This window comes from Bacillus thuringiensis (assembly GCF_001595725.1).
GTDB classification, from domain to species: Bacteria; Bacillota; Bacilli; order Bacillales; family Bacillaceae_G; genus Bacillus_A; species Bacillus_A thuringiensis_K.
The window spans coordinates 1,370,853-1,395,576 of the sequence record NZ_CP014282.1 but is presented as its reverse complement, the minus strand read 5'-3'; the positions used below and the strand labels follow the sequence as shown (position 1 = coordinate 1,395,576).

Here is a 24,724-nt window from a genome sequence, read left to right as displayed (position 1 = left end):
CTTCCTTCTACTTCCATTAAAAAAGACGCAGAGAATTTGCGTCTAATATGGTGTCCATTCAATTTGTTTCGCAGTTTCAAACCTTTTTTCTACATCAGGCCAATTTACAACATTCCACCAGTTTTTAATATATTCATCTTTTCGATTTTGGTATTGTAAATAATACGCATGTTCCCAGACATCTAGTACAAGGAGCGGTATCGTATCCCATTGTGTAAATAATTGATGAAGTGTACTTTGCAAAATTTCTAACCTTCCAGACCGGGGCACCCAAACGAGAATTGCCCAGCCTGAACCTTCTACTTTAGAGGCCGCTTCTGTAAAATGTTTTTGAAAACGTAAAAAGCTCCCAAAATCTTTTTCAATTTGTTGTGAAAAAGCTCCTCTTGGACTTCCACCACCGTCTTTTTTCATGTTATTCCAAAATATCGTGTGTAAGTAATGACCTGACCCATGAAAAGCCGCTTCCCTTTCCCAATGCTTAATTAAATCAAATTTATTTGTTTTTCTCGCTTCTTCCATCATCTTCTCTGCTTTATTTAACCCTTCCACGTAACTCCGATGATGTTTATCATGATGTAATATCATAATCTCTTTAGAAATATACGGTTCTAATGCATTATACGGATAAGGTAATGGCGGGAGTGTATGTCCTCCAATTGGGACAGCTCGTTCACTATCCCCTCTTTCATATAATTCATATTCTTCTTCTTGCATAAATACTTCCTGCAAGTGATGCTGAATATGTTCTACATCATCGCTTATTTCATACATAAACTCTGCATCTGTTTCATACTCATGCTCTTTCATACGCTCTAATAACGTCTGAATTTTATAAGCAAGCATATGGACATCATACACTTCCATTGCACGGCTATCTAATACGTGAAGAACACTTTCACACCAATTTTCTACTTCATGAAAGTAATCTGTAAATACACCTGGTTGATTCATGTTGCACCTCCCTAATGCTATCCACTTAACTATATTCAATGAAAATCCCTTATATAACTGTACAAAAGGAAAAGAAGCTAAGTCACCTTAGCTTCTTTTCCTCAATCAATATTTGTGTAACATCTTTGTCTGATAATCGGTCTCATAATATTCTAGTTCTTCACGCATCAATTGAAATTTACCTTCTAAACTCTTCATCACTTGCTCTAAAGATACAGGTGGTGTTTGTTGAAAAACGATAGAATTTTTCCCTGTATATGCAGACCGACTATTTTCATACCAATGATCACTCTTCGGTGAAAAAAACTCTGCAATTACTTGATGGTAAATCTTATATAAAATTTTTTCAGCTGCTGTTTTTCGAAATGGCTGACTATTCAACAAAACAAGACATGCATCCTGTCCTTCTTCGCAAAAAACGAGAAGTCGTCTCATTGATGCTAATAACCCTTTATAATATCGCTCATTCCCTGCTGGTGTTTCCTCTAATAAAGAAGGTAACGTATGATAATTCACATAATTGGTTATCAAATTAATAGCATCTTCTAAAAATATAGAAACTTGTTCTGTTTGATTTTCAACCATCAAATTAGACATTTTTTCTCTCTCCTTTGCCATTTCACGCTATTTCTACTCTTTTATTTTTATGTAATTCAGTTAATATTTCTTGTACTTTCGACACCGTTCCCTCATCAAAATATTGTTGAAATTCTTCCATATTATTTAAATACAAACGTTTTTGCGCACGAAGCTCCCTGTCTTTCACTAAACAACATATCGCTACAATATCGCGCAAATATATGTTTTGTTCTTCTACTTTATACACTGGATTTCCTTCAAAAGGATTAATTTCTTGTAAAACTTCTTCAAAATATCGAACGTATAAAACCGAAAAAGTTTTCTCTTTATCATTTAATATATATGTCACTTCAGATCTGTTAAAAAAATCTTCTGATGTATTAGGTTTCGCTTTTTCTAACTCATATCCTACATAACTTTTTATAATCATATACTCCCCTCCCCTTTCTTTCATTTTATTCTAACTTAATTTTCTGATAAACAAAATATTCCTTTAAATATACCTATATAAAAAATAGCTCGCCTATACAGGATTTTACCTTTTTATTTTTCTTGAAGTTTGTCATAATAATATTATTGTCTCAGTTTTCTTATACAAGGAGAGTTGTATTTATGTCGTTTTCATGGAAACGTTTCTTACAAATCGGGAAAATTATCTTCCCATTTGTTGTATTAACAATTGTATTCTTTCAAGCAAAAAAAGAACTAGCGGGCATTTCTTTTTTAGAAGCGATTGATACAATTAAAAACATTCCAACCGGAGGAGTGTTTTTAGCAATTACACTTGGTGCATTCGCTGTATCAACAATGTTCTTTTATGACTATGTTATGCTTCGTTACTTAAAAGCTGATATCCCTGTCCAAAAGATTTTCCGTATCTCGTGGATTGCTAATACTTTAAATGGATTTATCGGGTTTGGTGGTCTTGTTGGGGCCGGCGTACGCACAATGCTTTATCGTCCATATATAAAAGAAAATGGAAAACTTATTAAAAGTATCGCTTGGATGACAACTGCCTTTATTAATGGATTAGCCATTCTTTCATTTCTTGGTCTTATTGGAATATTAGACACGAGATTTATTCTGCATGAAAAACCATGGCTATGGCCTGTTCTTATCTTCTTCGCTCTTTTCGTCCCTATATATATCGGATTTTCTAAATTAAAAAATAGAAAAGCGACGCAAACAGAGGAACAAGAAGAAGAGGAGAAAAACCCAACTGTTTTATACTCATTAGTTTCATTAGTCGAATGGGTATCTGCTGGTATTGTTATGTACGTCATATTACTATTATTTGGCATTGAAATCGAATTCCAAAAGTTTTTAGGCGTATATGTTATTGCTGCTTTAGCTGGTGTCGTTAGTCTTGTTCCTGGTGGCCTTGGATCATTTGATCTTGTCTTCTTAACTGGGCTTGGGCAATACGGCATCGATACAGGTGTTTTACTCCCTGCTATGTTATTATATCGTCTCGTCTATTACATCTTGCCCTTCTGCCTTGGTCTCATTTTTGCAGCTTTTGAAATGACAGGAGTAGCCATTAAAAAGTTTGAAGATAAACCTTTTATTGCGCCTGCATTAGAGACAACTGGTGTTATATGGACTTTGCAGCGTGACTTTCTAGGAAAGTTAGGTTCTTGGGCATCTGCTGCTTTAACAGTATTTGCTGGCTTAATGGTTATTTTATCAACCATTCTACCAACAAGTATAAATCGGGCACACGCCTTACATATTCTAGCTCCAAAACATCTTATTCAATTTTCTTTTAGCTTATCGCTAACATTCGGTATTCTCCTCCTCATTCTTTCGCGGGGGATATATTACGGAACAAAACGTTCTTATTATATGACGATTGTTTCTTTAATTGGAGCGGCTATTTTTAACACACTAAAAGGAATTGATGTTGAAGAAACTTTTATTTTATTAATCGTACTCGCCGTATTGTATATGCTTCGTAAAAGGTTTGTACGTGAGAAAATGGAAGTCTCACTTTCCGATATCGTAAAAGTTTTTATATTCCTACTTGTAACGTTATATTTATATAAAAACTTAGGTATTTTATTTGCAGGTGCAAAAGAAGCTTTCAAACCTGATTTTGTCGTTCGTAATATTACACAAGTGAAACGAAGTGCATTAGCAGCTGCCTTTTTTGTTCCTACTTTTTTACTAATTGGTTCACTCATTGCAAATCGTTATCGAAATGAATTTCCCGGGCAACCAGCTAATGATAAACGATTACAAAACTTCTTAGATGAACATGGTGGAAATGTACTTAGTCATTTAGGTTTTTTAGGAGATAAACAGTTCTTTTTCAGTAGTGATGGAAAAGCACTCATTCTCTTCTCAATAACTGGAAAACGACTTATTGTACTAGGTGATCCAATTGGAGACCCTTCCTCCTATCGTACTGTATTGCAAGAGTTTTTAGCTGAGGCTGATCGATTTGGATACATTTGTGTATTCTATCAAATTGAAAGTAAATGGATGAGTTTATACCACGATTTTGGTTATAACTTCTTTAAGCTTGGTGAAGAAGCTGTTGTTGATTTAAATACCTTTACAATAACAGGAAAGAAACGCGCTGGCATGCGAGCTACTTTCAACCGTTTTGAAAGAGAAGGCTATACATTCTCTATTCATGAGCCACCTTTCTCCGACGAATTATATGAAGAGTTAAGAAAAGTTTCAGATGCATGGCTTGGTGGAAAAAAAGAGAAAGGTTTTTCACTCGGATACTTCGATCGTGAATATATTAGTCGCGCTCCTATCGCAACATTATCTGATGCGGATGGAAAAATCATTGCATTCACAACATTCATGCCCGTATATCAAAACGGATCATTATCTGTCGATTTAATGCGATATTACCCAGATGCGCCTAGCGGCATTATGGACGCAATTTTCATCCACTTATTCCAGTGGGCAAAAGAAAATGAATACCACTCCTTTAATATTGGTATGGCACCACTTTCAAATGTTGGTTTATCCACACAGTCTTTCTGGTCTGAACGAGTGGCTGCTGCGATCTTTAATAATGTTCGCTATACGTATAGTTTCAGCGGATTACGACATTTTAAAGAAAAATATAAACCAGCATGGAGCGGTAAATATTTAGCATTTAGGAAGAATCATTCTTTACCAATTACAATGCTCTCTGTAACAAAATTAATAGGAAAAAGAAAAAACAGCTAAATTCTTAGCTGTTTTTTCTTTTTTGAACTTGTACAATAAATTCTTTTTCATACTTCTTACCATTTATATAGAAATTCCCCCACATTTTATACGTGCCCTCGGCAGGAAATGTAATCCGGTATTGTAATTGCTCATCCGTATCTACAGGCATAGCGTATAAAAAGTTCTCCTTCGTTTCATCCACTATATAGAGTGACTCTACTTCCCCTCTCTCTGAATGTAATTTCAATTTTCCACCCTTTTTCGCTTGAAACTGAAATGTTAACGTAACTGGTTCATTCGGATGTAATGCGCCAAATAAAAGAGAAACTTCATACTCTCCTATTTTTTTTGTAAGTACACTGTCGATTGGAAATTTCACTTTTTTCTTATTGTTCTCCTCTTTCGTTCTACCAAAATCTTTCCTAGCGAATGACTCTACGGACTTATTTTTGTCTTCGTATAAAAATATTGTATATTCTTCGTCTTTCGCTATTTTGGAAGATAACTTATATGACCCGTTCCCTGCAAATGTGGGTTTAATTTGTTGTATGTTTTTTAACTGTCCATCTACAATCACTGCCCTCATTTGATCATTTACACCACGAATTTCATTATTCTTGTTGTTTAACAACTGAAATACAATATCTACTTTCTCATTTCCCTTTCCATTTGAAACATCCCACTTTACTTCCTGAACATCTCCTACAGTCTCTTCGTTTTCTTGATATTTTTTTATGTAAAATCCTCCTGCCACAATAAGTACTAACGCAATAAGCCCAATGACAAGATTTTTCAAAACATCACCTACCATTTTTATTGTCTCTATTCATACAAAACTTCTTAAGATATATATTCTAGATTATGATTTATGAAATCCTCCTATTTTGTACATATTACAAATAATAAAAAGATTTTAATTGAAAGGATTCGTAGTGTATAATGCAAATGATATTGATTTCTATCAATACATTATAAGGAGGACTTTTTTATGAGTGTACATATCGAAGCAAAACAAGGCGAAATCGCTGAATCTATTCTATTACCTGGTGATCCATTACGTGCAAAATATATCGCTGAAACATTTCTAGAGGACGTTACTTGCTATAATAATGTGCGTGGTATGTTAGGTTTCACTGGAACTTATAAAGGAAAACGTGTATCTGTTCAAGGTACAGGTATGGGTGTTCCTTCTATTTCTATTTATGTAAACGAATTAATCCAAAGCTACGGCGTTAAAAATTTAATTCGCGTTGGAACTTGCGGTGCAATTCAAAAAGATGTAAAAGTTCGTGATGTTATTATCGCAATGACGGCTTGTACTGATTCTAATATGAATCGTTTAACATTCCCAGGATTTGATTTTGCACCAGCTGCAAACTTTGACCTTTTAAAGAAAGCTTATGATGCTGGAACTGAAAAAGGATTACACGTTCGTGTCGGTAACGTTTTAACAGCAGATGTGTTTTATCGTGAAAGCATGGACATGGTTAAAAAACTTGGAGATTACGGTGTATTAGCAGTAGAAATGGAAACAACTGCTCTTTACACATTAGCAGCAAAATACGGTGTAAATGCATTATCTGTATTAACAGTTAGCGATCACATCTTCACCGGCGAAGAAACTACATCTGAAGAGCGTCAAACTACATTTAACGAAATGATTGAAATCGCTTTAGATGCAGCAATTCAACAATAATACACTAAAGAACTTGTCATACGTCTGGCGAGTTCTTTTTATGTGACTTTTTATAAATAACTACTTTATAAAGAGACAGATTTCTCCCCTCTACTTTCTTGTAACGTTTGTTATAATAAAGAAATCATTTACAGTATTTCTTATAAGAGGTGACGCAGTGAAAAACAGAAGTATCGTCTTTAAACTATTTTTATTAACATCCACTTTATTTACAATCATATTCCTACTTTTTTTCCTAGGACAATCTCTATTTTTAGAGAAATTTTATATTAATAAAAAAGTAAAAACAGTCCAAACTGCTTTTGAAAAATTCGTAGATAATTATGATAAAAGTGATAAAAGTTATGAGCAGGTTAGAAAACTAAAACAAGAATTTCATGATAAAACAAATGCAGATATGCAGTTTTTGGATTCTAACGGTATTATTAAAAGTGATAACAATTACTATATCGATGTATTTAATCCCAACAATAATAAACAGTATTCCATTCCACTCAATAATCTTTTAACACCAGAAGAATATAATAAATTCGAAAATTTAGGTTTAAAAAAAGATGTAATAATCAATGTTGATGGAGTCGTACAAGAGAATAATATAATCACACCACAAAAATTAGGAACGAATTATAATCAATGGCAGAACGAACATTTCTATTCGGATTTTCAGTCAATTAATGGTAACCCTTCTAAGAACAGACTTGCAAGCCGATACAAATCTACAACTCGAATCGTCTTTACAGGTGTTATAACTAAGTTACAGCTCCCATCCAAAGCTGAGGTTCGTCTTGCAAATGATATTGAAACATTACAAGCCGTTCAATATTTTGCAGATATGATTAGAGAGGGCACTTCTAACTCGAACCAATTAAGTACTTTCATATTAGATGGCGGAGAAAATATAAAAAATAGTATCTTTGTAAAGCCTATTATAGAAAATGGAAGGATTACAGAATATGCTTTTGCGATAGCATCTTTGCAGCCTGTTAATGAAGCAATGCTCGTTTTAAAAGATTATTATGTCTATGCCTTAATCATCGTGTTTCTCGTAATTATTTTGTTATCCTTCTACTACTCAAAAATCATTGTTAAGCCATTAATTAAAATAAATCGTGTTACAAAAAAAATGGCTAATTTTGATTTCAGCGAGAAATTACCTGTTACAGCTGACGATGAAATTGGCGGGCTTTCTGGCAGTATCAATACATTATCTGTAAATTTAAAAGATCGAATCGATCGATTAAATGTTGCTAATACAAAGTTACAACAAGATATTGAACGTGAACGTCAATTAGAAAAAACAAGAAAAGAATTCATTTCTGGCGTATCACACGAATTAAAAACACCGCTAAGTGTAATTAGAAGTTTTGCAGAAGGAATTAAGGATGGTGTTAGTAAGGATACTTCGTATTATACTGATGTTATTTTAGAAGAAACAGAAAATATGAACAGGCTGATTGTTGAAATGTTAGAATTAGCAAAGTTGGAATCTGGTACTTACAAACTAGATATGACGACGTTCTCAATCGGTGAATTAACGCAACAAGTCTACACAAAATTATTATTTAGCATGGAAGAAAAACATTTACAAGTGAACATCGATGCAGACCCTTCTATACTTGTTAAAGCAAATCGCAGTCGCATTGAGCAAGTAGTTGTGAACTTACTAAGTAATGCAATCCGTTATACGCCAGATGGAGAAAAAATACAAGTCTCCATTATAGAAGCAGAAGATACCGTAAAAGTCGAAATCGAAAATACAGGAAACCCTATCCCTGAAGAAAGTCTTGAAAAAATTTGGGATCGCTTCTATCGTCTAGATGCATCACGTAGCCGTCACACTGGAGGTACCGGTCTTGGATTATCTATCGTAAAAAACATTTTAGACCTTCATCATGCCGAGTACGGTGTGTATAATACGACTAACAGTGTTGTATTCTATTTCAATTTACAAAAAGTAAAAGAAGTCAAATAATTTGTCTTAATTTCACTAGGAGTTCACATGAAATTCACACTCTCCCTTTATAGTAAGAAACAAGTTAATCCTTTCCTTTACACATATAAAAGAGGAGAGTGCGTGAAATGAAACAAGCAGGACAACCTATTCAAAATGAAAAACAATTAGAAACTATCAAAAATATACTTTTACAATCTTCGAAACGTGATGGCTTATTATTCGTATTAGCTGTAAATTCTGGCTTAAAAGTAAGTGAAATCTTACAATTAAAAGTTAGTGATGTAATCGATGAAAATGAAAATGTTCGCCATTCCATTTTATTTTACAATGAAAAAGTGAAGAAACATAAATGGTTTGCTGTAAATGAAGACTTACAGCACGCAATCGAAGACTACATGAAAGAACGTAAAACTTGGAAACGTAATGAACCATTGCTAAAATCTCAAAAAGGAACAAAATCTATTACGAGACAACATGCATGGTACATTTTAAACAAAGCTGCAAAAGAAGTTGGATTAGAAGGGATTAGCTCACATACACTTCGAAAAACTTGGGGTTATTGTGCATACAAATCAGGTGTTGATATTGCGTTTTTACAACACTTCTTTGATCACAGTACTCCATCAAAAACTTTAAAGTATATCGGTATTGCTTAATAACTCTTATACATAAAAAAGGTTACCATTTGAAAATTTGGTAACCTTTTTTATATTTCATATTCTCTTTTCTTGTCTCTCCTATACTGTAGTGGTACTCTAATAATAAGGGGGAGAAATTATGAACACACTTACAATTGAATTACCAAAAGAAACGGCTGAAAAACTTGATTTATTAAAACAAGCTTATGAAAAGAAAACAGGTGCTTCTATCTCTGAGAGCACTCTCGTTCAAACACTTATCTCAAAAGAATTTATCCAAGCGATAACTCCTTTTGATTTACAACAATTCGTCAATGGAAAAGAACAGCATTAATCGCTGTTCTTTTTTTATCTCTATTTAAAATATACAAGTTTTTTATATATTTTTAGAAAAACCATTGACAATGATAATGATAACCATTATCATTTATTATGAAGCCAACAATTGATGAATCAACCAAACGCTCAGTAACATTGTTACCCCTCTTTTTCATATAGAAAGGCACTGTACATTCCCCCTGTTTGTACAGTGCCTTTCTTGTTTATTATCATTCAAAAAAATTTAATTGCTCCGGCTTCGGCTCACCATATGTAATGTTCATCATTTTCATAAGCTGTTTCGCATTATCTGCTGCATCCCCACCTGAATTGTTGTTAAACAGTACGTATATATCCTTTGTTTTCTTTTTTAATTGCTCTAATCGTTCAACCCATTCTTCCAGTTCTTTATTGTTGTAGCGATATAAACAGCGAACCGCTCTCCAATTTTCCCCTTTATCAAGCCAACCATGAACATTTCGACCGTGAAAACGTATTAATGCCATGTCTGAATTCGTAACCTCTAACACGAGTGGCACAGAACCTATCCCAGCCTGTGGTTCATCACAAATTGTATGAATCCATTTCTCCTGTTCTAGAAACTGTAACGTCTTATCTCTCATTTCTGGATAAAACCATGTTTGATTTCGAAATTCTATTGCACATGGTAAACCTTCCATTTTTTCTTTCGTATATCGAAGAAAATCTACATTTTTCTTTTTGCAATCAAACCATGGCGGATATTGAAATAAAATTGTTTTTAATTTACTAGCTTCAATTAAAGGAAGAATAGATTGTTTATATACATCAAACATCTCATCGAACGTAGAAAAAGGAATTTCACCTTTCATATGTCCTGTCATTCCTTGATATGCTTTTACTATAAAAGAAAAATCTTTCGGTGTTTCCATTGCCCATTTTATATAGTTTCGTGCAGGTTGCATCGCATAAAATGAACTGTCCACTTCTACAATAGGAAAATACTCACTATATGTTCGTAATTTATTTCTATTTTCATAGGCGTCTATATATAAAGAATCATGATCTCCCCACCCTGTTACTCCAATGAAAAGCAAATATATTCCTCCCTTTTTAACTTCACCTTCTATCCATTCTACTCAATTACTGAACACTTCGACCAATCAATTTTATTAAGTAGTCTCTTCTTTAAGAGTATCCGTATAAAAATATGATATACTAGATGGAAGAATTTTTAAATTGAGGGGTTATTTATGCTTCCAAACGATGATATTATATCTCATGAAAAACGAATAGAAGAACTAGAAAATAAAGTACGTTTTTATGAAGAACTTGTAAATCAATTACCACATCATTTCACATATAAAAATTCACATATTGGTTTACAAATAAAGAAAACGAGATCGACTCATTCCATTCAAAACATACAAAAAGAAAATAAAGAGGCCGATTTTCAACTTACTTGCGACTCATTATTTTTATTTAAACAACTTGAAACATACTTTGTTCATATTTTTGATGCTTTTTCACATCATGTAACCTTTGTTGATAATAAAGGAAATATAACTTTATGTAATCAAGCTGCTGCAGATGATTTTGGTGTAGTACGAAATGATATAATTGGAAAACCAATTCAACAATTACTAAAATTGCCTGAAGAAAAAATTAAAGCTCTAGAAACATTAAGAACAGGCACAGAAATATACAATGAAGAAGTTTTAGACAAAAACTATGGCATTTTAAATAACCGAATTATTCGTGATTATAACGGAGAGATTTTTAGAGTTATTAGTGTCTTTCATTATTTAAATACAGAACGTGATGCAGAAAAATTTTCGTTAGCAGGGCGAATCGCGGCTGGTATTGCACATGAAGTACGTAATCCTCTTACAACCGTACGAGGATATTTACAATTTTTACAAGAAAATGTTTCTCCATCTAATAAAGAACTATTTAAAAACTTACTTATTCCTGAATTAGATCGCGCAAATAGTATCATTACAAAATTTTTATCTATTTCAAAAACACGTGAATTTAAAAGAGAACCCTTTCCCATTAATACATTTTTACGTGAGTATATTCAACAGTTATTAGCTAGTGAAGTCTTTTTACATAACATTTCAATTGATTATAATTTTTCTACCGAATTAGATGATATATTAGTTCATATTGATCGTCATGAACTTGTACAAGTTTTTTTAAACTTATTCCAGAACGCTGTCGATGCTCAAAGCGAAAAAAAACTTTCTATACAAATCGCTAGTTACCGCCTTGATAATTTTGTCCGTATTACTTTCACTGATAATGGAACTGGTATTCCACGAGCCATTCAAGAATATATCTTTGATCCATTCTTCTCAACAAAAGATTCCGGTACAGGGCTCGGCTTGTCAGTAACGAAAAAAATCATTCAAAATCATAACGGTACATTAAAAATGACTAGTAATGAAAATGGTACAACTTTTACTATTTCAATTCCAATCTTACCTAAAACAGCCCTTGAAAGATTAAATCAATACAAATAAAATCCAATCCACGAACTGCATGCCAATTGTTAATCCTTCAACAATTGACATGCAGTTTTTTATGTTGAACTTTTCTTCTTTACGTTATATAAATCCTTCTATACCTTACTTACTTTTTGCTAAGTGGGCCAATTCCTTATTTTTTTATAAATGGTAGTTTGTCCATTACGAATTTAGTATAAATTTCATTTTAATATATAGTAATGACTATTGATTCTATGAAAGAAAGGAATGAAAAGATGAACAATAAAAATAAAGGAAAAGTATTTTATGGTAATGATTGTTGCGAAGTAAGAGCTTGTAGTCATATTAACATCTCTAAGTCCGAACTTACAGAATTCGTTAGACTTCTTCAAGCTCTTGGCCAAGCTATTCAAGCTGTCTTTCAAAACCCTTCTCAAAATAATATAGATAACTTAATCGCTGCCCTAAATAACTTACAAAAATTCCTCAATTGCTTAGATTTATCCCCAGCACAAAAACAAATTGGAAATTCTATTATTGCTAATTTATTAACTATTTTAAGAACAACACCTTTCTCATGTGGAGCATTATACGTTGAGCTACAAAGCTTGCTTAATTATTTATTGTATATCGCTAAGTTATTCAAAGTAGATTGTTGTACGATCGACAAACTAGTTAGACTCATAACAGAAATCCAAACTATCCTAGTTCAATACGGATCAGGTTGCCTTGGAGGCGGAGGAGCAACAGGTGCTACTGGTGCTACTGGTGCTACTGGTGCTACCGGGCCTCAAGGACCAGCGGGTGCTACTGGTGCTACTGGTGCTACTGGTGCTACTGGACCTCAAGGACCTCAAGGCGCTCAGGGACCAGCGGGCGCTCAAGGTGCTACTGGACCTCAAGGGCCTCAAGGTATTCAAGGACCAGCAGGTGCTACTGGTGCCACTGGCGCTACGGGTGCTCAAGGACCAGCGGGTGCTACTGGTGCTACTGGCGCTACGGGTGCTCAAGGTGTTCAAGGGCCAGCGGGTGCTACTGGCGCTAGGGGTGCTCAAGGTGTTCAAGGGCCAGCGGGTGCTACTGGCGCTACGGGTGCTCAAGGTATTCAAGGACCAGCGGGCGCTACTGGCGCTACGGGTGCTCAAGGTATTCAAGGACCAGCAGGTGCTACTGGTGCTACTGGACCAGCGGGTACCCCAATTCCTGTAACGATCGCGGCAATCGGAAACTCCAATGCTCAAACAATATCCCCTGGAACAAATATCCAATTTAATCAAGTTTTTGAAATAAATAACATTAATTTCAATGACACTGCAGATACTTTAACAATTTTAGAAACAGGCGTATATGATATTAGTTTCTCAGCGTCTACAACTTTCCCAGGCTCTTCACCGTTTGGATTCGGTATTTCATTCAACGGCCAACCACCTACTCGTAATTTCTCAACTAACGTTATCGGTAGTGCTGTATCGTTCTCTACAATCGTTACTTTACAAGCTGGTACAACAATTTCTGTACAACCTACAGCAAACACTATTTCTATTCCTAACACGGGCGATACAACTGCAACACTATCTGTATTCCGAATTTACTAATTTTCGCTTGAAAATTATATTTATAATAATATGTATCGTTTAACCGTGCATTAAATCTCTCTTTATATAGAAAGGAGCACTTATTTGGGAGGATAAGTGCTCCTTCTTTACGTTTCTTTACCTCAAATTTACTCTACCTTAATCCTCATTTTGTATGATAAATAGTGAAGTCAAAGATATGAAAGAGGGATGAAAATGAGAGTTATGTCACTAATACGCATTTGGTTTGCACTTATGGTATGCATTATTTTATGTTTAGGATGTTTTTTAACTCTAAAATATTCCACTATATCAAAAGCAGAGAGAAAAACTACTCCATACAAACTTCTATATACGAAACAAAGCAACATCCCTTATTCCAATGCCACAAAGAATGAAAAAAAAGTTATAAAAGGAATGCTTATTACAAAAGCTTCTAGTTCCGAGGCGTTACTTCAGATTGCTGAAACGATTAAAGATCAGTATACAAATAAAAAAATCGATGAAATTACACTTTCTATCCACAATGAAAATAACGGTAATTACGAAGAGGAATTACCTTACGAACCTATTAGTAAAGGCAAAATAATCGTCACATACGATTCCGAATCTTTTGGCAGTACGAATATTATACTTAACGAGTAATATTATGTATCTCAACGGATATGGATTAATAGCTAATTAAGATAGACAAAAATCTCTACCGATTAAAATTTCATTTTGTTTTCATACAAAAAAAGAGGCGAATTTCTTTATTCGCCTCTTTCTTTTACCAAAATGAAGGAATCCATTCTTTCACTTTATCAAGCCACTCTTGTTGCTCTTGTTTTCGTTGTTGTTCTTCTTCTTTTCTTCTCTTCTCTTCTTCTTTTCTTCGTTTTTCCTCTTCTATTGTAGTCAATTGTTTTTTATAATCAGCCTCAGATATGAGCGATAACTGGAACGCTTTTTGAGCTGGATTTGCGTTCGCTTTTTTCATAATATCCCGGAACATTGTCGTCGTAATTTGACTACCACCTGGAACATAATGATCGCTATCTGTTTTATCATATCCTACCCAAATCGCACCTACCAAATCTGGTGTGTATCCAACAAACCATGAATCCTTTGCACCGGTGCTCGGGCCATTTACAATTTGAGTAGTTCCTGTCTTACCTGCTGTATCAACATTAGTAACTTTCGCCTTTTCGCCCGTTCCCTTTTCCACAACACCTTTTAATAAATATGTCATCTTTTGAGAAATTTTCTCGCTCGTCACTCGTGTCTCTTTCTTATACCACTTTCCAATCGTTTCACCTTCAGCATTTTGTATCTCTCTAATTGCATGAGCTTCCACTTGGACACCGTCATTTGCAAATGTACTGTATGCTTGAGCCATTACAAATGGAGATGTCCCCACATGCATACCGCCTAAAGCAATCGGATACGTACGATCTTCTGGTACTAATGGAATACCAAATCGCTCTAAAGATTTCAATCCTTTATCTAATCCAATTTGTTCTAATAGCCACACAGCCGAAACATTGTACGATTTTGCCACAGCTTCATACATTGTCACATCACCGTGAAAAGTATGATCGCTATTTTGTGGTTTATATTCTTTAATGTTAAATGGTTCATCTTTTAATATATCGTATACTTCATATCCTTGTTCTAACGCTGGTACATATACAGCCAAAGGCTTTAGCGTTGAGCCAGGTTGTCTTTTTAATTGCGTTGCATGGTTAAACTGTAAAAACTGATACGGCCCTCTGCCTCCAACTAGAGCTGGTACACCACCTGTTTTTGGATTCATAAGAACTACACCCGTTTGCATAAGTTGGTCTGAGCCACTATCTTTGAAATAACTATCATTATTCACAACGTCTTCTACAGCCTGTTGTTTTTTCGGGTCAAGCTCTGTATAGATACGATAACCACCCGCTAAAATTTCATTTTGTGTTAATTCGTACTTTTCCATCGCTTCTCTAACAATATAGTCTACATATTGAGAGTATTTTCCCTTGTATTTATCATCAACGCCTCGTTTTAACACAAGTCCGCTCTCTTTTTCTTTACTATACTGTTCGTCAGAAATATACCCTTGCTCTTTCATTAAACTTAATACAACATTACGTCTTTCAATTGACTTGTTAAAGTTTTTATAAGGTGAATACGCAGACGGCGCTTTAATTAAGCCCGCAATCGTTGCAGCTTCTGAAATTGTTAAATTTTTTACATCTTTATCAAAATAAGATTTAGCCGCCCTTTTTATACCCCAAGCACCTTCACCAAAATAAATTTGGTTCATATACATTTCAATAATTTCATCTTTCGTATACGTACGCTCTATTTTTTTTGTTAAAAAATATTCCTTTATTTTACGCGAAAATGTGCGGTCTTGTGTCAGAAATACATTCTTCGCAAGCTGCTGTGTAATTGTACTTCCCCCAGCTACAACTTCTCCTGCTGTAATATTTTTAAAAACCGCACTTATAATTCCACTATAATAAATACCATGATGGTTAAAAAATTCCTTATCTTCTACTGCAACAATTGCCTGAACCATAATATCAGGAATATCTTTTCTTTTAACGCCTTCTGTTTTTGAAGAAGCTAATTTTGTTGCAACCTCATTATTTGCATCATAAATTAAAGTCGGTTGTGGAACAGCTTGTTTTAATTCAGATATGTCTTGAATGGAAATTATTATATTTACAGCAATAAATAGAGTAACGAATACACTTCCCAATACAATTAATGAATTACGAAGTTTCTTCCTCTTATTGAACCACTCAAGCATTTTTTTAAAATGAGTGTTCTTCAATTTCATTCGTTCACTTCCTTCATTTATTTACACTCTTCTTTTTAAAAGGAAGAATATACCGCCTTTTAAATTTATTATAATAACGTAGTCATTCCTATAGTGTAAAGCTTTTCTTTTGCATTCATACTTTTTGCAAGAAAAGGACATTCTACAAGTAAGATATTCACTATTGGATATTAATATTATTAATAGAACAACGAGAGTTATGTTAAGTTTTTGTAAACTTTTCGATAAAATGTTTTAAAAAACGACAGTTTTTTGTTAGAATTGATTAGCCAATATATTTTACATATATTACTTTTGTGGGGGTAACAATAATGGTCTTTAAATCAAAAAAAGATAAATTTTCTGAAATGTTAATGAATGTTTCCGAAAATTTAAAAGAAGGCGCGCAATTTTTCGTGGAGTATAAAATTAAAAATGCTAGCGATTTAAAAGAGTTTTCTATGCGCATGAAAGAGTATGAGTCAAAAGGTGACTCATTTATTCACGAAATCATTATGGAGTTAAACAAAGCGTTTATCACTCCAATTGAGCGTGAGGACATCCTACAACTTGCAATGAGTATGGATGATGTATTAGACGGATTAGATCACAGTGCTGGTCTGTTCGAAATGTATTCTATTACAGAAGCTGATGAATACATGATTAAATTCGTAGAAGCAATTAATCAATGTGCGATTGAGATTGCAAACTCTGTTGAATTAATGTCTAACAAAAAATTAGTCGACATTCGTACAAATGCGATTAAGATTAAGGATTATGAATCACAGTGTGATGATATTCGCCGTCATGCGATTAAGAACTTATTCTCTCGTGAAAAAGATCCGATTAAGATTATTCAATTTAAAGAGATTTACGAAGAGCTTGAAGAAGTAGCTGATAGCTGTCAAAGCGTTGCAAACGTATTAGAAACAATTATTATGAAGAACGCGTAAGGAGTTTGATCATGGATACACTCTTGATACTGACCGTTTTAGTAGTCATTTGCGCTTTAGCTTTTGACTTTATCAATGGATTTCACGATACAGCAAACGCTATTGCAACGGCTGTTTCAACGAAAGCTCTAAAGCCTAGACATGCCATTATTATGGCGGCTATTATGAACTTTTTAGGCGCAATGACATTTACAGGTGTAGCAAAAACGATTACAAAAGATATCGTTGATCCATTCGCCTTACAAAATGGTTCTCTTGTAATTTTAGCTGCTTTGCTTGCGGCAATAGCTTGGAACTTAATTACTTGGTACTACGGTATTCCAAGTAGTTCTTCGCATGCAATTATCGGCTCAATCGCAGGTGCAGCAATTGCGGCCGCTGGGATTAGCTCGCTAAATCTTAAAGGATTTATTAAAATTATTGAAGCTTTAATCATTTCACCGATTATCGCTTTCGTTATTGGTTATATCGTATACAGTATTTTTAAAGTAGTATTTAAAAACTTTAACTTAACGAAAACGAATAAGAACTTCCGTATATTCCAGATTTTCACTGCGGCATTACAAGCCTACACACACGGTACGAATGATGCACAAAAAGCAATGGGAATTATTACGATGGCTCTTATGGCTAATAACTATCATACTTCTAGCGATATCCCGTTCTGGGTACAATTATCTTGTGCTATCGCAATGGGGCTTGGTACTTCTGTCGGTGGATGGAAAATTATTAAAACTGTCGGTGGACAAATTATGAAAATCCGTCCTGTAAATGGTGTAGCTGCCGATTTATCATCATCACTTGTTATTTTCGGTGCAACATTCATTCACTTACCGGTTAGTACGACGCACGTTATCTCTTCTTCTATTTTAGGGGTTGGTGCTTCTCACCGTGTGAAAGGGGTAAAATGGGGAACTGCAAAACGTATGTTAATTACATGGGTTATTACACTTCCTATTTCAGCTTCTTTAGCTGCTCTGTTTTACTACCTATTACATTTTGTTTTCTAATCAAAAGTCGTCTTCCTTATTTTTCTAGGAAGACGACTTTTTTGTGAACAAGCCTATTTCTCATTAAAAAGCGTGTATAATAATTGGTGGATAAGTTATTTAGAGGAGTTGGCAATTTTGGAATACATCATGTTACTTTTCATCGGACTAATCGCCGGAACAGTCGGCAGCCTAGTTGGGCTTGGAGGCGGAATTATTATTGTTCCGTTATTAATTGGATTACACAGTTTATCACCACAACTTGCAGTAGGGACTTCTATGGTAACAGTCGTTTTCACAGGACTATCTTCCACCCTTACTTACATGAAGCATAAGCGAGTAGATTATAAAAGTGGACTTATTTTATTTATCGGAAGCGGCCCTGGTGGTATTATTGGATCATGGGCAAATAAATTTTTAAACCAAGACACATTTTCTTTATACTTTGGGATTTTCCTTATATTCGTCTCAATTCTACTTATGCTTCGAGACAAATTAAAACCTCTTTCCCTCTCAAATACGTCTGTAATTAAGCGTTCTTTTACAGATAATGATGGAAATACTGTACACTACCAATTCCCACCGTTTCTTGCTATCTTTATCGCCTTTATAGTTGGGTTTATATCTGGATTATTTGGAATTGGTGGCGGTGCCTTACTTGTTCCAGCAATGATGCTTCTTTTTGCATTCCCAGCACATATTGCAGTAGCAACTTCAATGTTCATCGTATTTCTATCAGCAATTGTAAGTTCTGCAACTCACATCTCACTTGGAAATGTCAGCTGGATTTATGCATTAATCCTGATTCCGGGTGCATGGATCGGCGGAAAAATCGGGGCTTACATTAATACAAAACTAAGTGGAAATGCCGTAATTAATTTATTACGTATTACGTTAATTATTCTTGGAACTAGATTAATCATTATTTCCCTTTTATAACGTATTCTTTTTAGAATGCGTTTTTCTTATACACATGAATATAAAAATCCTCCGAGGAGAACAAATAAAATTAAACAAACACATAATAACATATAATTTGAAATATGTACTTTCTTCAAGTTGACCACTCCTATAACTGCGACTGTTATCTTTATGATAGCGAAAAAATAGTTCACTTGCAGTTACAGAGCGCTAACAATGCAAAATCAATTATTACAAATTTTATCCTTATATTTCATTTCTTTGTATATTCTATCGATTTAATAAAAAAAGATGTCATATTGACATCTTTTTTAATGAAGAAGTGACCATCCCATGAAGTCTTCATGTACTTGGCACGCCCTCTTATCGTTTCGATCATATAATTCAGCATAACTATCTGTTTCTTCATCATAAGCCATCGTATAAATAATTTGGCCGTCTACTTCAACGGATAAAACGACTCCACCTTTCATCTCTTCTACATGAATGATAGCATTCGCCGGAATTCTCATATCCGTCATTCTCATCGCATCTAACAATATACTAAACCCCCTACAGCGTATTCATTGCTAGTACTATTACACACTAAATAGTATACTACTGTAATAGCATTCATTTCGTCAATGAAATTGCTGTTGAAATAGCATATTGTCTATATACATATACGCTAAAATAGAAGAAATAGAAACATATTAATGGGGGGCTAACATTGATTCTACACAAAGGAGATGTACTATTCCGTCAAGGCGAGGACGGTCCTTTATACTTTATAAAAACAGGCTTATTAAAAGTAGTTCGGCTAGAAGAAGACGGAACACCATTTTTATTCAACATTATCGTTCCAGGTGAAACGATACCTCATCATTCTTTAATTTCGCCGAAAGAATATCACGGTACAGCTATCGCTTTAATAAAAACAGAAGTGGAACCGATCACTAGTAATGAATGGTACGAGAGACTTCAAGCAAATCCCGAATCGTATGCTAACATCGCTATGCAATTGCAATCTAAATTAAGAATGATGCAACAACGAATTGATCAATTGACAACCGTCTCTCCGAAAGAACGTCTTCATCGTTTACAAGAATGGTTCACCCTATATTTAGGTGACATTCCTATATATGAAATATTAACACAAACCGAAATTGGCCAACTGATAGGTATACGCCGTGAAACAGTAAACCGTTTATTACGAGAACAAATAAAAAACGAGGTAAAATAAATACCTCGTTTTTTTGCTTATTGTAAGCTTGTTGCTGGGCCGAAAAATTCATAATGAATATGCTCTTGTTTCACACCTAAATCAGTTAGTGCAGCATTTATATGCTTCATAAATGCTACTGGACCACAGAAATAAAATTCTGCTTCAGTTGTCGGAATAATAGTTTTTAACCACTCACTTTCAATGTAACCTTCTTTATCAAAGTTCTTCATTTCTAAATCTTTTTCAGTCGGTGCAGAATAACAAGTATATGCTTTAACTTGTTCATATTCATTTTCTACTGCCTTAACGTGTTCTTTCATTGCATGTGTATTACTATTTATTGCTGCATGAACAAAATATACATTACGTTTTGAATCTTGTTCAATTAACGTATTTAACATACTCATCATCGGTGTAACCCCTACTCCACCACTAATTAGTACAACTGGTAATGTTGAATCCATATTTAACACGAAATCTCCTGCTGGTGCACTTACTGGTAAAACATCTCCTTCTTTTACATGTTCATGTAAGTAATTAGACACTTTACCGTCTGGTGTATCTACACTTTTTTCTTTTTTTACACTAATACGATAATATTCTTTCCCAGGAGCGTCGGATAAACTGTATTGACGATTATGTGTATATGTCTCACCTTCAATATTGATTTGAACCGTTACATATTGACCTGGGATGAATGAAGAAACTTTCCCTCCATCTTCAGGTTTCAAATAAAATGACGTAATAACATCGCTTTCCTTCACTTTTTTAACAATCACAAATTTGCGGAAGTCTTTCCATCCACCTTCTTTATGTGCAGCTTCTTCATACATCTCTGCTTCAATGCTAATGAATGCATCAGCAATGACACCATATGCTTCTCCCCATGCATTTAAAACTTCATCAGGTGCACCTGCGACCTCTTTAATGGCACGTAGTAAACATGTACCTACAATCGGATAATGCTCAGCTTTAATCCCTAAACTTCTATGCTTATGACCAATTTGTTTTACAACTGGAATAATTGCTTCTAAATTATCAATGTACGTTGCAGCTGCATAAACAGCATTCGCTAACGCTTGTTGTTGTCTTCCCTTTTTCTGATTCGTATGGTTGAAAATATTCAACAACTCCGGATGTTCCGAAAATAAAATTTGATAGAATCTCGTTGTAATTTCAACACCTTTTTCTTGTAATAATGGTACTGTTGACTTTACGATTTCAATTGTTTTTGCACTTAACATTGTATCCCACTCCTCTATTTCCTTAACTGTTTTTAGTTTAACTGAATCTTATAATGCAGATTGTGATTTTAATCACTATTAACACGGTGTTTTTGTGAATAATATATGAACATTGCATTTACAAAACAAAATAAGCTAACTAGAATTCTAGCTAGCTTATTATTTTGTTTGTATAGCTTGTTCAATTACTTTTATATCTTTCCCATCGCCAAACTCCGTATACCCCCAGATATTCGTTTCACCTCTATATTTATTTACGATAATATCCAAGTCATGATATACACGGTGGGCATACACTACATACTCAATATTTTGAAATTCCACACCTTTTTTTACAATTTCATAGCTTCTATTTACATCGCGTTTTATTTTTTCATTCTTTATTTCCGTATGTATATTTTTTAAAGATTGTTCTTGTTGTTGAAACCATTGCTTAAATTGATTCCAATCCCCGTCTGTATAATTCTCTGCTTTACCGTAATTTAAGAAATTATTATAGCTTTCATGTGTCATTCGAATAAAATCTAGCACTTTTGTCTCTTCTTGCACATCTTCTATTTGAGCTATTGTATTTACCTCAGCAGGCTTATTCGCATAATGTAACAGCACTTTCATAAGACTATAACTAGCCATGATCATCACGATAATAATTCCAAATACATTTAACAATTTCTTCATATACAGAACTCCTTCTCTACTAAAAATATTACAACGTATGACTATACATGTAACATTCTCTCGTAGAAATATAATTCCTGTATTAATTCTTCCTATCATTTCGACAATGTTTTTCTATACATTTCTCGTTGGCAAATAATCTTGTAAAACAATATATCCTTCATAAGCTGTGTAACCGAGTATAGCCATTAATCCGATATAACAAGCAAATACTGTCCATTTCGTTTTCACATCCACTTTATAATAGTTTTCTTGTTGTTCCTTTTCTGTTTTCCATTCATTTAATTTTCTTTCTGACGCTTCAAATGCTTCCCTTATGTGAATTGTATACTCATCTTTTTCATCTTCATATGGAACATAATCTAACGGTTCGAACTTCGGTAAAAGATACTCTAACACTTCCATTTTTTGAAGTTCACCTATTTGTAACTCTTTTTCCCGTTCTCTTTGTCTTAATGCATGCATCTCATGATGCATCACATATATAGTCCGATGTACAGCACCCGTTTCTTTTAATTCCTCTTCAAGCCTAGTAACATATTCTTTCATCCCATCAATTTTATGCCCTAATTCCTTAATCGGCTCATCTCTCTTTATTACTCTATATAACTCCATACAACCGATAATAACAATAAATCCTCCCAAAATACTTTTAAAGTAAATTGAATAGCCAAGTAATAAAATAAGGCCTGCTCCCCAAATTTTAGTACTGACAACTGAAATAATTCTCCCACCATCTAGCGGCGAAACGGGAATTAAATTAAAGAAATTAATCATACTTCCAAGCAAAATAACAAGCGCCCAAAATGGCTCTTTCGTCATTATATAAAGCGGTATCGCTGGTAAAAATGACAGAAGTCCGAAAAGCGGACCCATATAGGCAATGTAAGCTTCATCTTTCGCATTTTTCGGCATCTCTTTCATTCCAATAAGGGCCCCCATAAATGGAATAAAGATTGCTGGCGATGTTGGAATCCCCTTTCTTTTGGCAGCCCATAAATGGCCCATTTCATGCACAAACAACAAATAAATGAGCGCTACTCCAAATTTCCAACCATATAGAACTGCGTATGCGCCAAGCGATAGAAACATACTAAATACCGTTGAAAACTTTGCTAATTTTAAAAATGCAAATACCCACTTTAACTTAGACAGTAAAAATAGACCTATCGCAACAATAATTCCCCATAATCCTTTTTTATTATTTTTCATATTCCTCTCCTTTATCTCTCATTAATGAATCATATTCATTCATCAAAGCTTGTTCTTTTCTCTATTATGACATATTTTTTTCTATTATTAGAAATAATGTTTATATAATCCATTTTAAGCCAAAAATATAAATAAAAGGAGGTGTACACAAATGAATTTACAATCTCTTATAATAGGTGCTCTATCGTTTTTAGCTTCAACTCTTATTTTTTATACCGTTAGTTACGTATTATTATTAGATTTGTTGCCCAATCACGTATTTATTGCCCTTGTCATCCTTTCCGCTCTTATGATTTCTTTTCTTATTACACGAAAATCAATGAATGAGCCATCTACAAAAGCAAAGTAATAGAGAGGGGTGTTTTCCCCTCTCTATTATCATTTCCTAGGAAAAGCCATATAGATTTGACGAGTTTACATTCATTCCAATCCGTAAGGGCTAATTAAAGTATCACTTTATCTTTGAAAATTCATTTTTTCACCATAATCTTTAACAATCTGAATTATATTTTGAAACAAACCTATTTTTTCTTTTTCACTGTTTAATATTTTCAAATCATAATTTTCGTAATATGTTTCTAATGATTTTAATTGTGATTCTGAAGCGCTTTTTACCTGCACAGTAGCATGCAATTCATATTGCTTATACCCTTCCTTTACTTTTTCACCTAAAATCATTTCACTCTCTTTTGCGCCAATTAATTTTTGAACTTTTTCTGGAAAATTGAGTTGCAAATAATATTCTTTCTCCTTCACTAACTTATTGTATAGTGATTGTGAAATCGTATACCGTACCATATAATTCACGTTTTGATCGCCTGTTTTAATATGAAACGCGGTAATCTGCAAATCTTTTTTTGTTACTTCCGTTAAAGGGCTTACCTGCATCTCATCTTCTTTTTGTTCTGAGACATTTGGAAATATATCCAAAAGCTTTTCCGTATCTTTTTCATTCAACATATACATAGCTTTCTTATATTGCACCCATCCTCGTCTATCTTCTCCCCTTAACCATGCATAATAAGTTTCTTTTTTCCCCTCTCTACTAATGTGTATTTCATATTCAGGTTCACCGAAGCTTCCTGTTATTTCTTGTTTTTCAGCTTTATCCAAAATGTCTATTACTAACTTCGCTTCTGATTCTTGCAACTTTTTCTCTTTATGTTTTCTTTGTATAACGGTTACCCCTATTGTTTCTTTCACTTCATTCACCGTCTCTTCTATTTTTTTTGTTTCTTTTTTTGGCTCAACTTGACCACAAGCTGCTAGTAACATAACAAACAACAACACCAATACATATTTCCCTTTCAAATTAATCCTCCTTTTACGATAAGAAATCCTTATAATCTTCATACATAAAACAAAAACGTGACATCC

General features: G+C 34.0%; 24 protein-coding genes. 13 read left to right on the top strand and 11 right to left on the bottom strand.

Annotated features, from left to right (window positions below):
* Positions 1-42 precede the first annotated feature (42 nt).
* From AXW78_RS07105 to AXW78_RS07095, 3 genes are all read right to left on the bottom strand, one after another.
* On the bottom strand, positions 43-954 hold the full coding sequence (locus AXW78_RS07105; RefSeq protein ID WP_001075447.1) for a superoxide dismutase: 912 nt from the start codon (positions 952-954) through the stop codon (positions 43-45).
* A gap of 105 nt (positions 955-1,059) precedes the next feature.
* Positions 1,060-1,551 carry a YpuI family protein gene (locus tag AXW78_RS07100; RefSeq protein ID WP_000067558.1) on the bottom strand — a complete coding sequence of 164 codons (492 nt, stop codon included), beginning with the start codon at positions 1,549-1,551 and terminating at the stop codon, positions 1,060-1,062.
* A 22-nt stretch (positions 1,552-1,573) separates the two neighbouring features.
* Positions 1,574-1,963, bottom strand: coding sequence for a hypothetical protein (locus tag AXW78_RS07095; RefSeq protein WP_000584658.1), 390 nt, complete (start codon positions 1,961-1,963; stop codon positions 1,574-1,576).
* Positions 1,964-2,145: 182 nt separating this feature from the next.
* Between AXW78_RS07095 and mprF the strand changes: the two genes are divergently transcribed.
* Positions 2,146-4,725 (top strand): bifunctional lysylphosphatidylglycerol flippase/synthetase MprF, encoded by a 2,580-nt coding sequence (gene mprF, locus AXW78_RS07090; protein WP_000010848.1) that lies wholly within the window; start codon positions 2,146-2,148, stop codon positions 4,723-4,725.
* Between the two features lie 4 nt (positions 4,726-4,729).
* Here mprF and AXW78_RS07085 read toward each other — a convergent pair whose 3' ends face one another.
* Positions 4,730-5,518, bottom strand: coding sequence for a DUF8832 domain-containing protein (locus tag AXW78_RS07085; RefSeq protein WP_000232607.1), 789 nt, complete (start codon positions 5,516-5,518; stop codon positions 4,730-4,732).
* 177 nt (positions 5,519-5,695) lie between these two features.
* On the opposite strand from AXW78_RS07085, the gene deoD reads away from it, so the two are divergent.
* From deoD to AXW78_RS07065, 4 genes are all read left to right on the top strand, one after another.
* On the top strand, positions 5,696-6,403 hold the full coding sequence (gene deoD, locus AXW78_RS07080; protein WP_000110707.1) for a purine-nucleoside phosphorylase: 708 nt from the start codon (positions 5,696-5,698) through the stop codon (positions 6,401-6,403).
* A 157-nt stretch (positions 6,404-6,560) separates the two neighbouring features.
* On the top strand, positions 6,561-8,375 hold the full coding sequence (locus AXW78_RS07075) for a sensor histidine kinase (protein WP_000797514.1): 1,815 nt from the start codon (positions 6,561-6,563) through the stop codon (positions 8,373-8,375).
* Between the two features lie 107 nt (positions 8,376-8,482).
* Positions 8,483-9,013, top strand: coding sequence for a tyrosine-type recombinase/integrase (locus AXW78_RS07070; protein ID WP_000806236.1), 531 nt, complete (start codon positions 8,483-8,485; stop codon positions 9,011-9,013).
* A gap of 121 nt (positions 9,014-9,134) precedes the next feature.
* On the top strand, positions 9,135-9,329 hold the full coding sequence (locus tag AXW78_RS07065) for a DUF3924 domain-containing protein (protein ID WP_001094860.1): 195 nt from the start codon (positions 9,135-9,137) through the stop codon (positions 9,327-9,329).
* A 214-nt stretch (positions 9,330-9,543) separates the two neighbouring features.
* Here AXW78_RS07065 and AXW78_RS07060 read toward each other — a convergent pair whose 3' ends face one another.
* Positions 9,544-10,389 (bottom strand): DUF72 domain-containing protein, encoded by an 846-nt coding sequence (locus AXW78_RS07060; protein WP_000897332.1) that lies wholly within the window; start codon positions 10,387-10,389, stop codon positions 9,544-9,546.
* A gap of 156 nt (positions 10,390-10,545) precedes the next feature.
* Here AXW78_RS07060 and AXW78_RS07055 point away from each other — a divergent pair, with 156 nt between their 5' ends.
* The 3 genes from AXW78_RS07055 to AXW78_RS07045 all read left to right on the top strand — a co-directional run bounded on the left by AXW78_RS07055 (position 10,546) and on the right by AXW78_RS07045 (position 14,000).
* Positions 10,546-11,817, top strand: coding sequence for an ATP-binding protein (locus AXW78_RS07055; RefSeq protein ID WP_000937259.1), 1,272 nt, complete (start codon positions 10,546-10,548; stop codon positions 11,815-11,817).
* 239 nt (positions 11,818-12,056) lie between these two features.
* Positions 12,057-13,376: a Gly-Xaa-Xaa repeat protein gene (locus tag AXW78_RS07050; RefSeq protein ID WP_061883930.1), complete on the top strand. Its 1,320-nt coding sequence runs from the start codon at positions 12,057-12,059 to the stop codon at positions 13,374-13,376.
* Between the two features lie 195 nt (positions 13,377-13,571).
* On the top strand, positions 13,572-14,000 hold the full coding sequence (locus tag AXW78_RS07045) for a hypothetical protein (RefSeq protein WP_001265550.1): 429 nt from the start codon (positions 13,572-13,574) through the stop codon (positions 13,998-14,000).
* Positions 14,001-14,124: 124 nt separating this feature from the next.
* Here AXW78_RS07045 and AXW78_RS07040 read toward each other — a convergent pair whose 3' ends face one another.
* A complete protein-coding gene (locus AXW78_RS07040; protein ID WP_000769237.1) occupies positions 14,125-16,167 on the bottom strand; it encodes a transglycosylase domain-containing protein in 2,043 nt (680 codons plus the stop codon).
* 311 nt (positions 16,168-16,478) lie between these two features.
* On the opposite strand from AXW78_RS07040, the gene AXW78_RS07035 reads away from it, so the two are divergent.
* The 3 genes from AXW78_RS07035 to AXW78_RS07025 all read left to right on the top strand — a co-directional run bounded on the left by AXW78_RS07035 (position 16,479) and on the right by AXW78_RS07025 (position 19,027).
* Positions 16,479-17,099, top strand: coding sequence for a DUF47 domain-containing protein (locus tag AXW78_RS07035; protein ID WP_000231449.1), 621 nt, complete (start codon positions 16,479-16,481; stop codon positions 17,097-17,099).
* Between the two features lie 11 nt (positions 17,100-17,110).
* Positions 17,111-18,109, top strand: coding sequence for an inorganic phosphate transporter (locus AXW78_RS07030; protein WP_000380272.1), 999 nt, complete (start codon positions 17,111-17,113; stop codon positions 18,107-18,109).
* Positions 18,110-18,226: 117 nt separating this feature from the next.
* Positions 18,227-19,027, top strand: a complete 801-nt coding sequence (locus tag AXW78_RS07025; RefSeq protein WP_000455762.1) for a sulfite exporter TauE/SafE family protein — start codon at positions 18,227-18,229, stop codon at positions 19,025-19,027.
* Positions 19,028-19,320: 293 nt separating this feature from the next.
* On the opposite strand, the gene AXW78_RS07020 is transcribed toward AXW78_RS07025, so the two are convergent.
* Complete coding sequence (locus AXW78_RS07020; RefSeq protein ID WP_000883009.1) at positions 19,321-19,548, bottom strand: hypothetical protein; 228 nt, start codon at positions 19,546-19,548, stop codon at positions 19,321-19,323.
* Positions 19,549-19,718: 170 nt separating this feature from the next.
* Here AXW78_RS07020 and AXW78_RS07015 point away from each other — a divergent pair, with 170 nt between their 5' ends.
* Complete coding sequence (locus AXW78_RS07015; RefSeq protein ID WP_000600582.1) at positions 19,719-20,231, top strand: Crp/Fnr family transcriptional regulator; 513 nt, start codon at positions 19,719-19,721, stop codon at positions 20,229-20,231.
* Between the two features lie 17 nt (positions 20,232-20,248).
* Here AXW78_RS07015 and hmpA read toward each other — a convergent pair whose 3' ends face one another.
* From hmpA to AXW78_RS07000, 3 genes are all read right to left on the bottom strand, one after another.
* Positions 20,249-21,457 (bottom strand): NO-inducible flavohemoprotein, encoded by a 1,209-nt coding sequence (gene hmpA, locus AXW78_RS07010; protein ID WP_000947332.1) that lies wholly within the window; start codon positions 21,455-21,457, stop codon positions 20,249-20,251.
* A gap of 159 nt (positions 21,458-21,616) precedes the next feature.
* Positions 21,617-22,135, bottom strand: a complete 519-nt coding sequence (locus AXW78_RS07005; RefSeq protein ID WP_000735212.1) for a hypothetical protein — start codon at positions 22,133-22,135, stop codon at positions 21,617-21,619.
* 114 nt (positions 22,136-22,249) lie between these two features.
* Entirely contained in the window at positions 22,250-23,347 is a 1,098-nt protein-coding gene (locus AXW78_RS07000) for a site-2 protease family protein (RefSeq protein ID WP_061883929.1), read from the bottom strand.
* 151 nt (positions 23,348-23,498) lie between these two features.
* On the opposite strand from AXW78_RS07000, the gene AXW78_RS06995 reads away from it, so the two are divergent.
* The gene (locus AXW78_RS06995) at positions 23,499-23,696 is read left to right on the top strand and encodes a hypothetical protein (RefSeq protein ID WP_001053357.1); all 198 of its coding nucleotides are present in this window, start codon (positions 23,499-23,501) and stop codon (positions 23,694-23,696) included.
* Positions 23,697-23,803: 107 nt separating this feature from the next.
* Here AXW78_RS06995 and AXW78_RS06990 read toward each other — a convergent pair whose 3' ends face one another.
* On the bottom strand, positions 23,804-24,658 hold the full coding sequence (locus AXW78_RS06990; protein ID WP_000677059.1) for a YhfM domain-containing protein: 855 nt from the start codon (positions 24,656-24,658) through the stop codon (positions 23,804-23,806).
* Between the last annotated feature and the right edge of the window lie 66 nt (positions 24,659-24,724).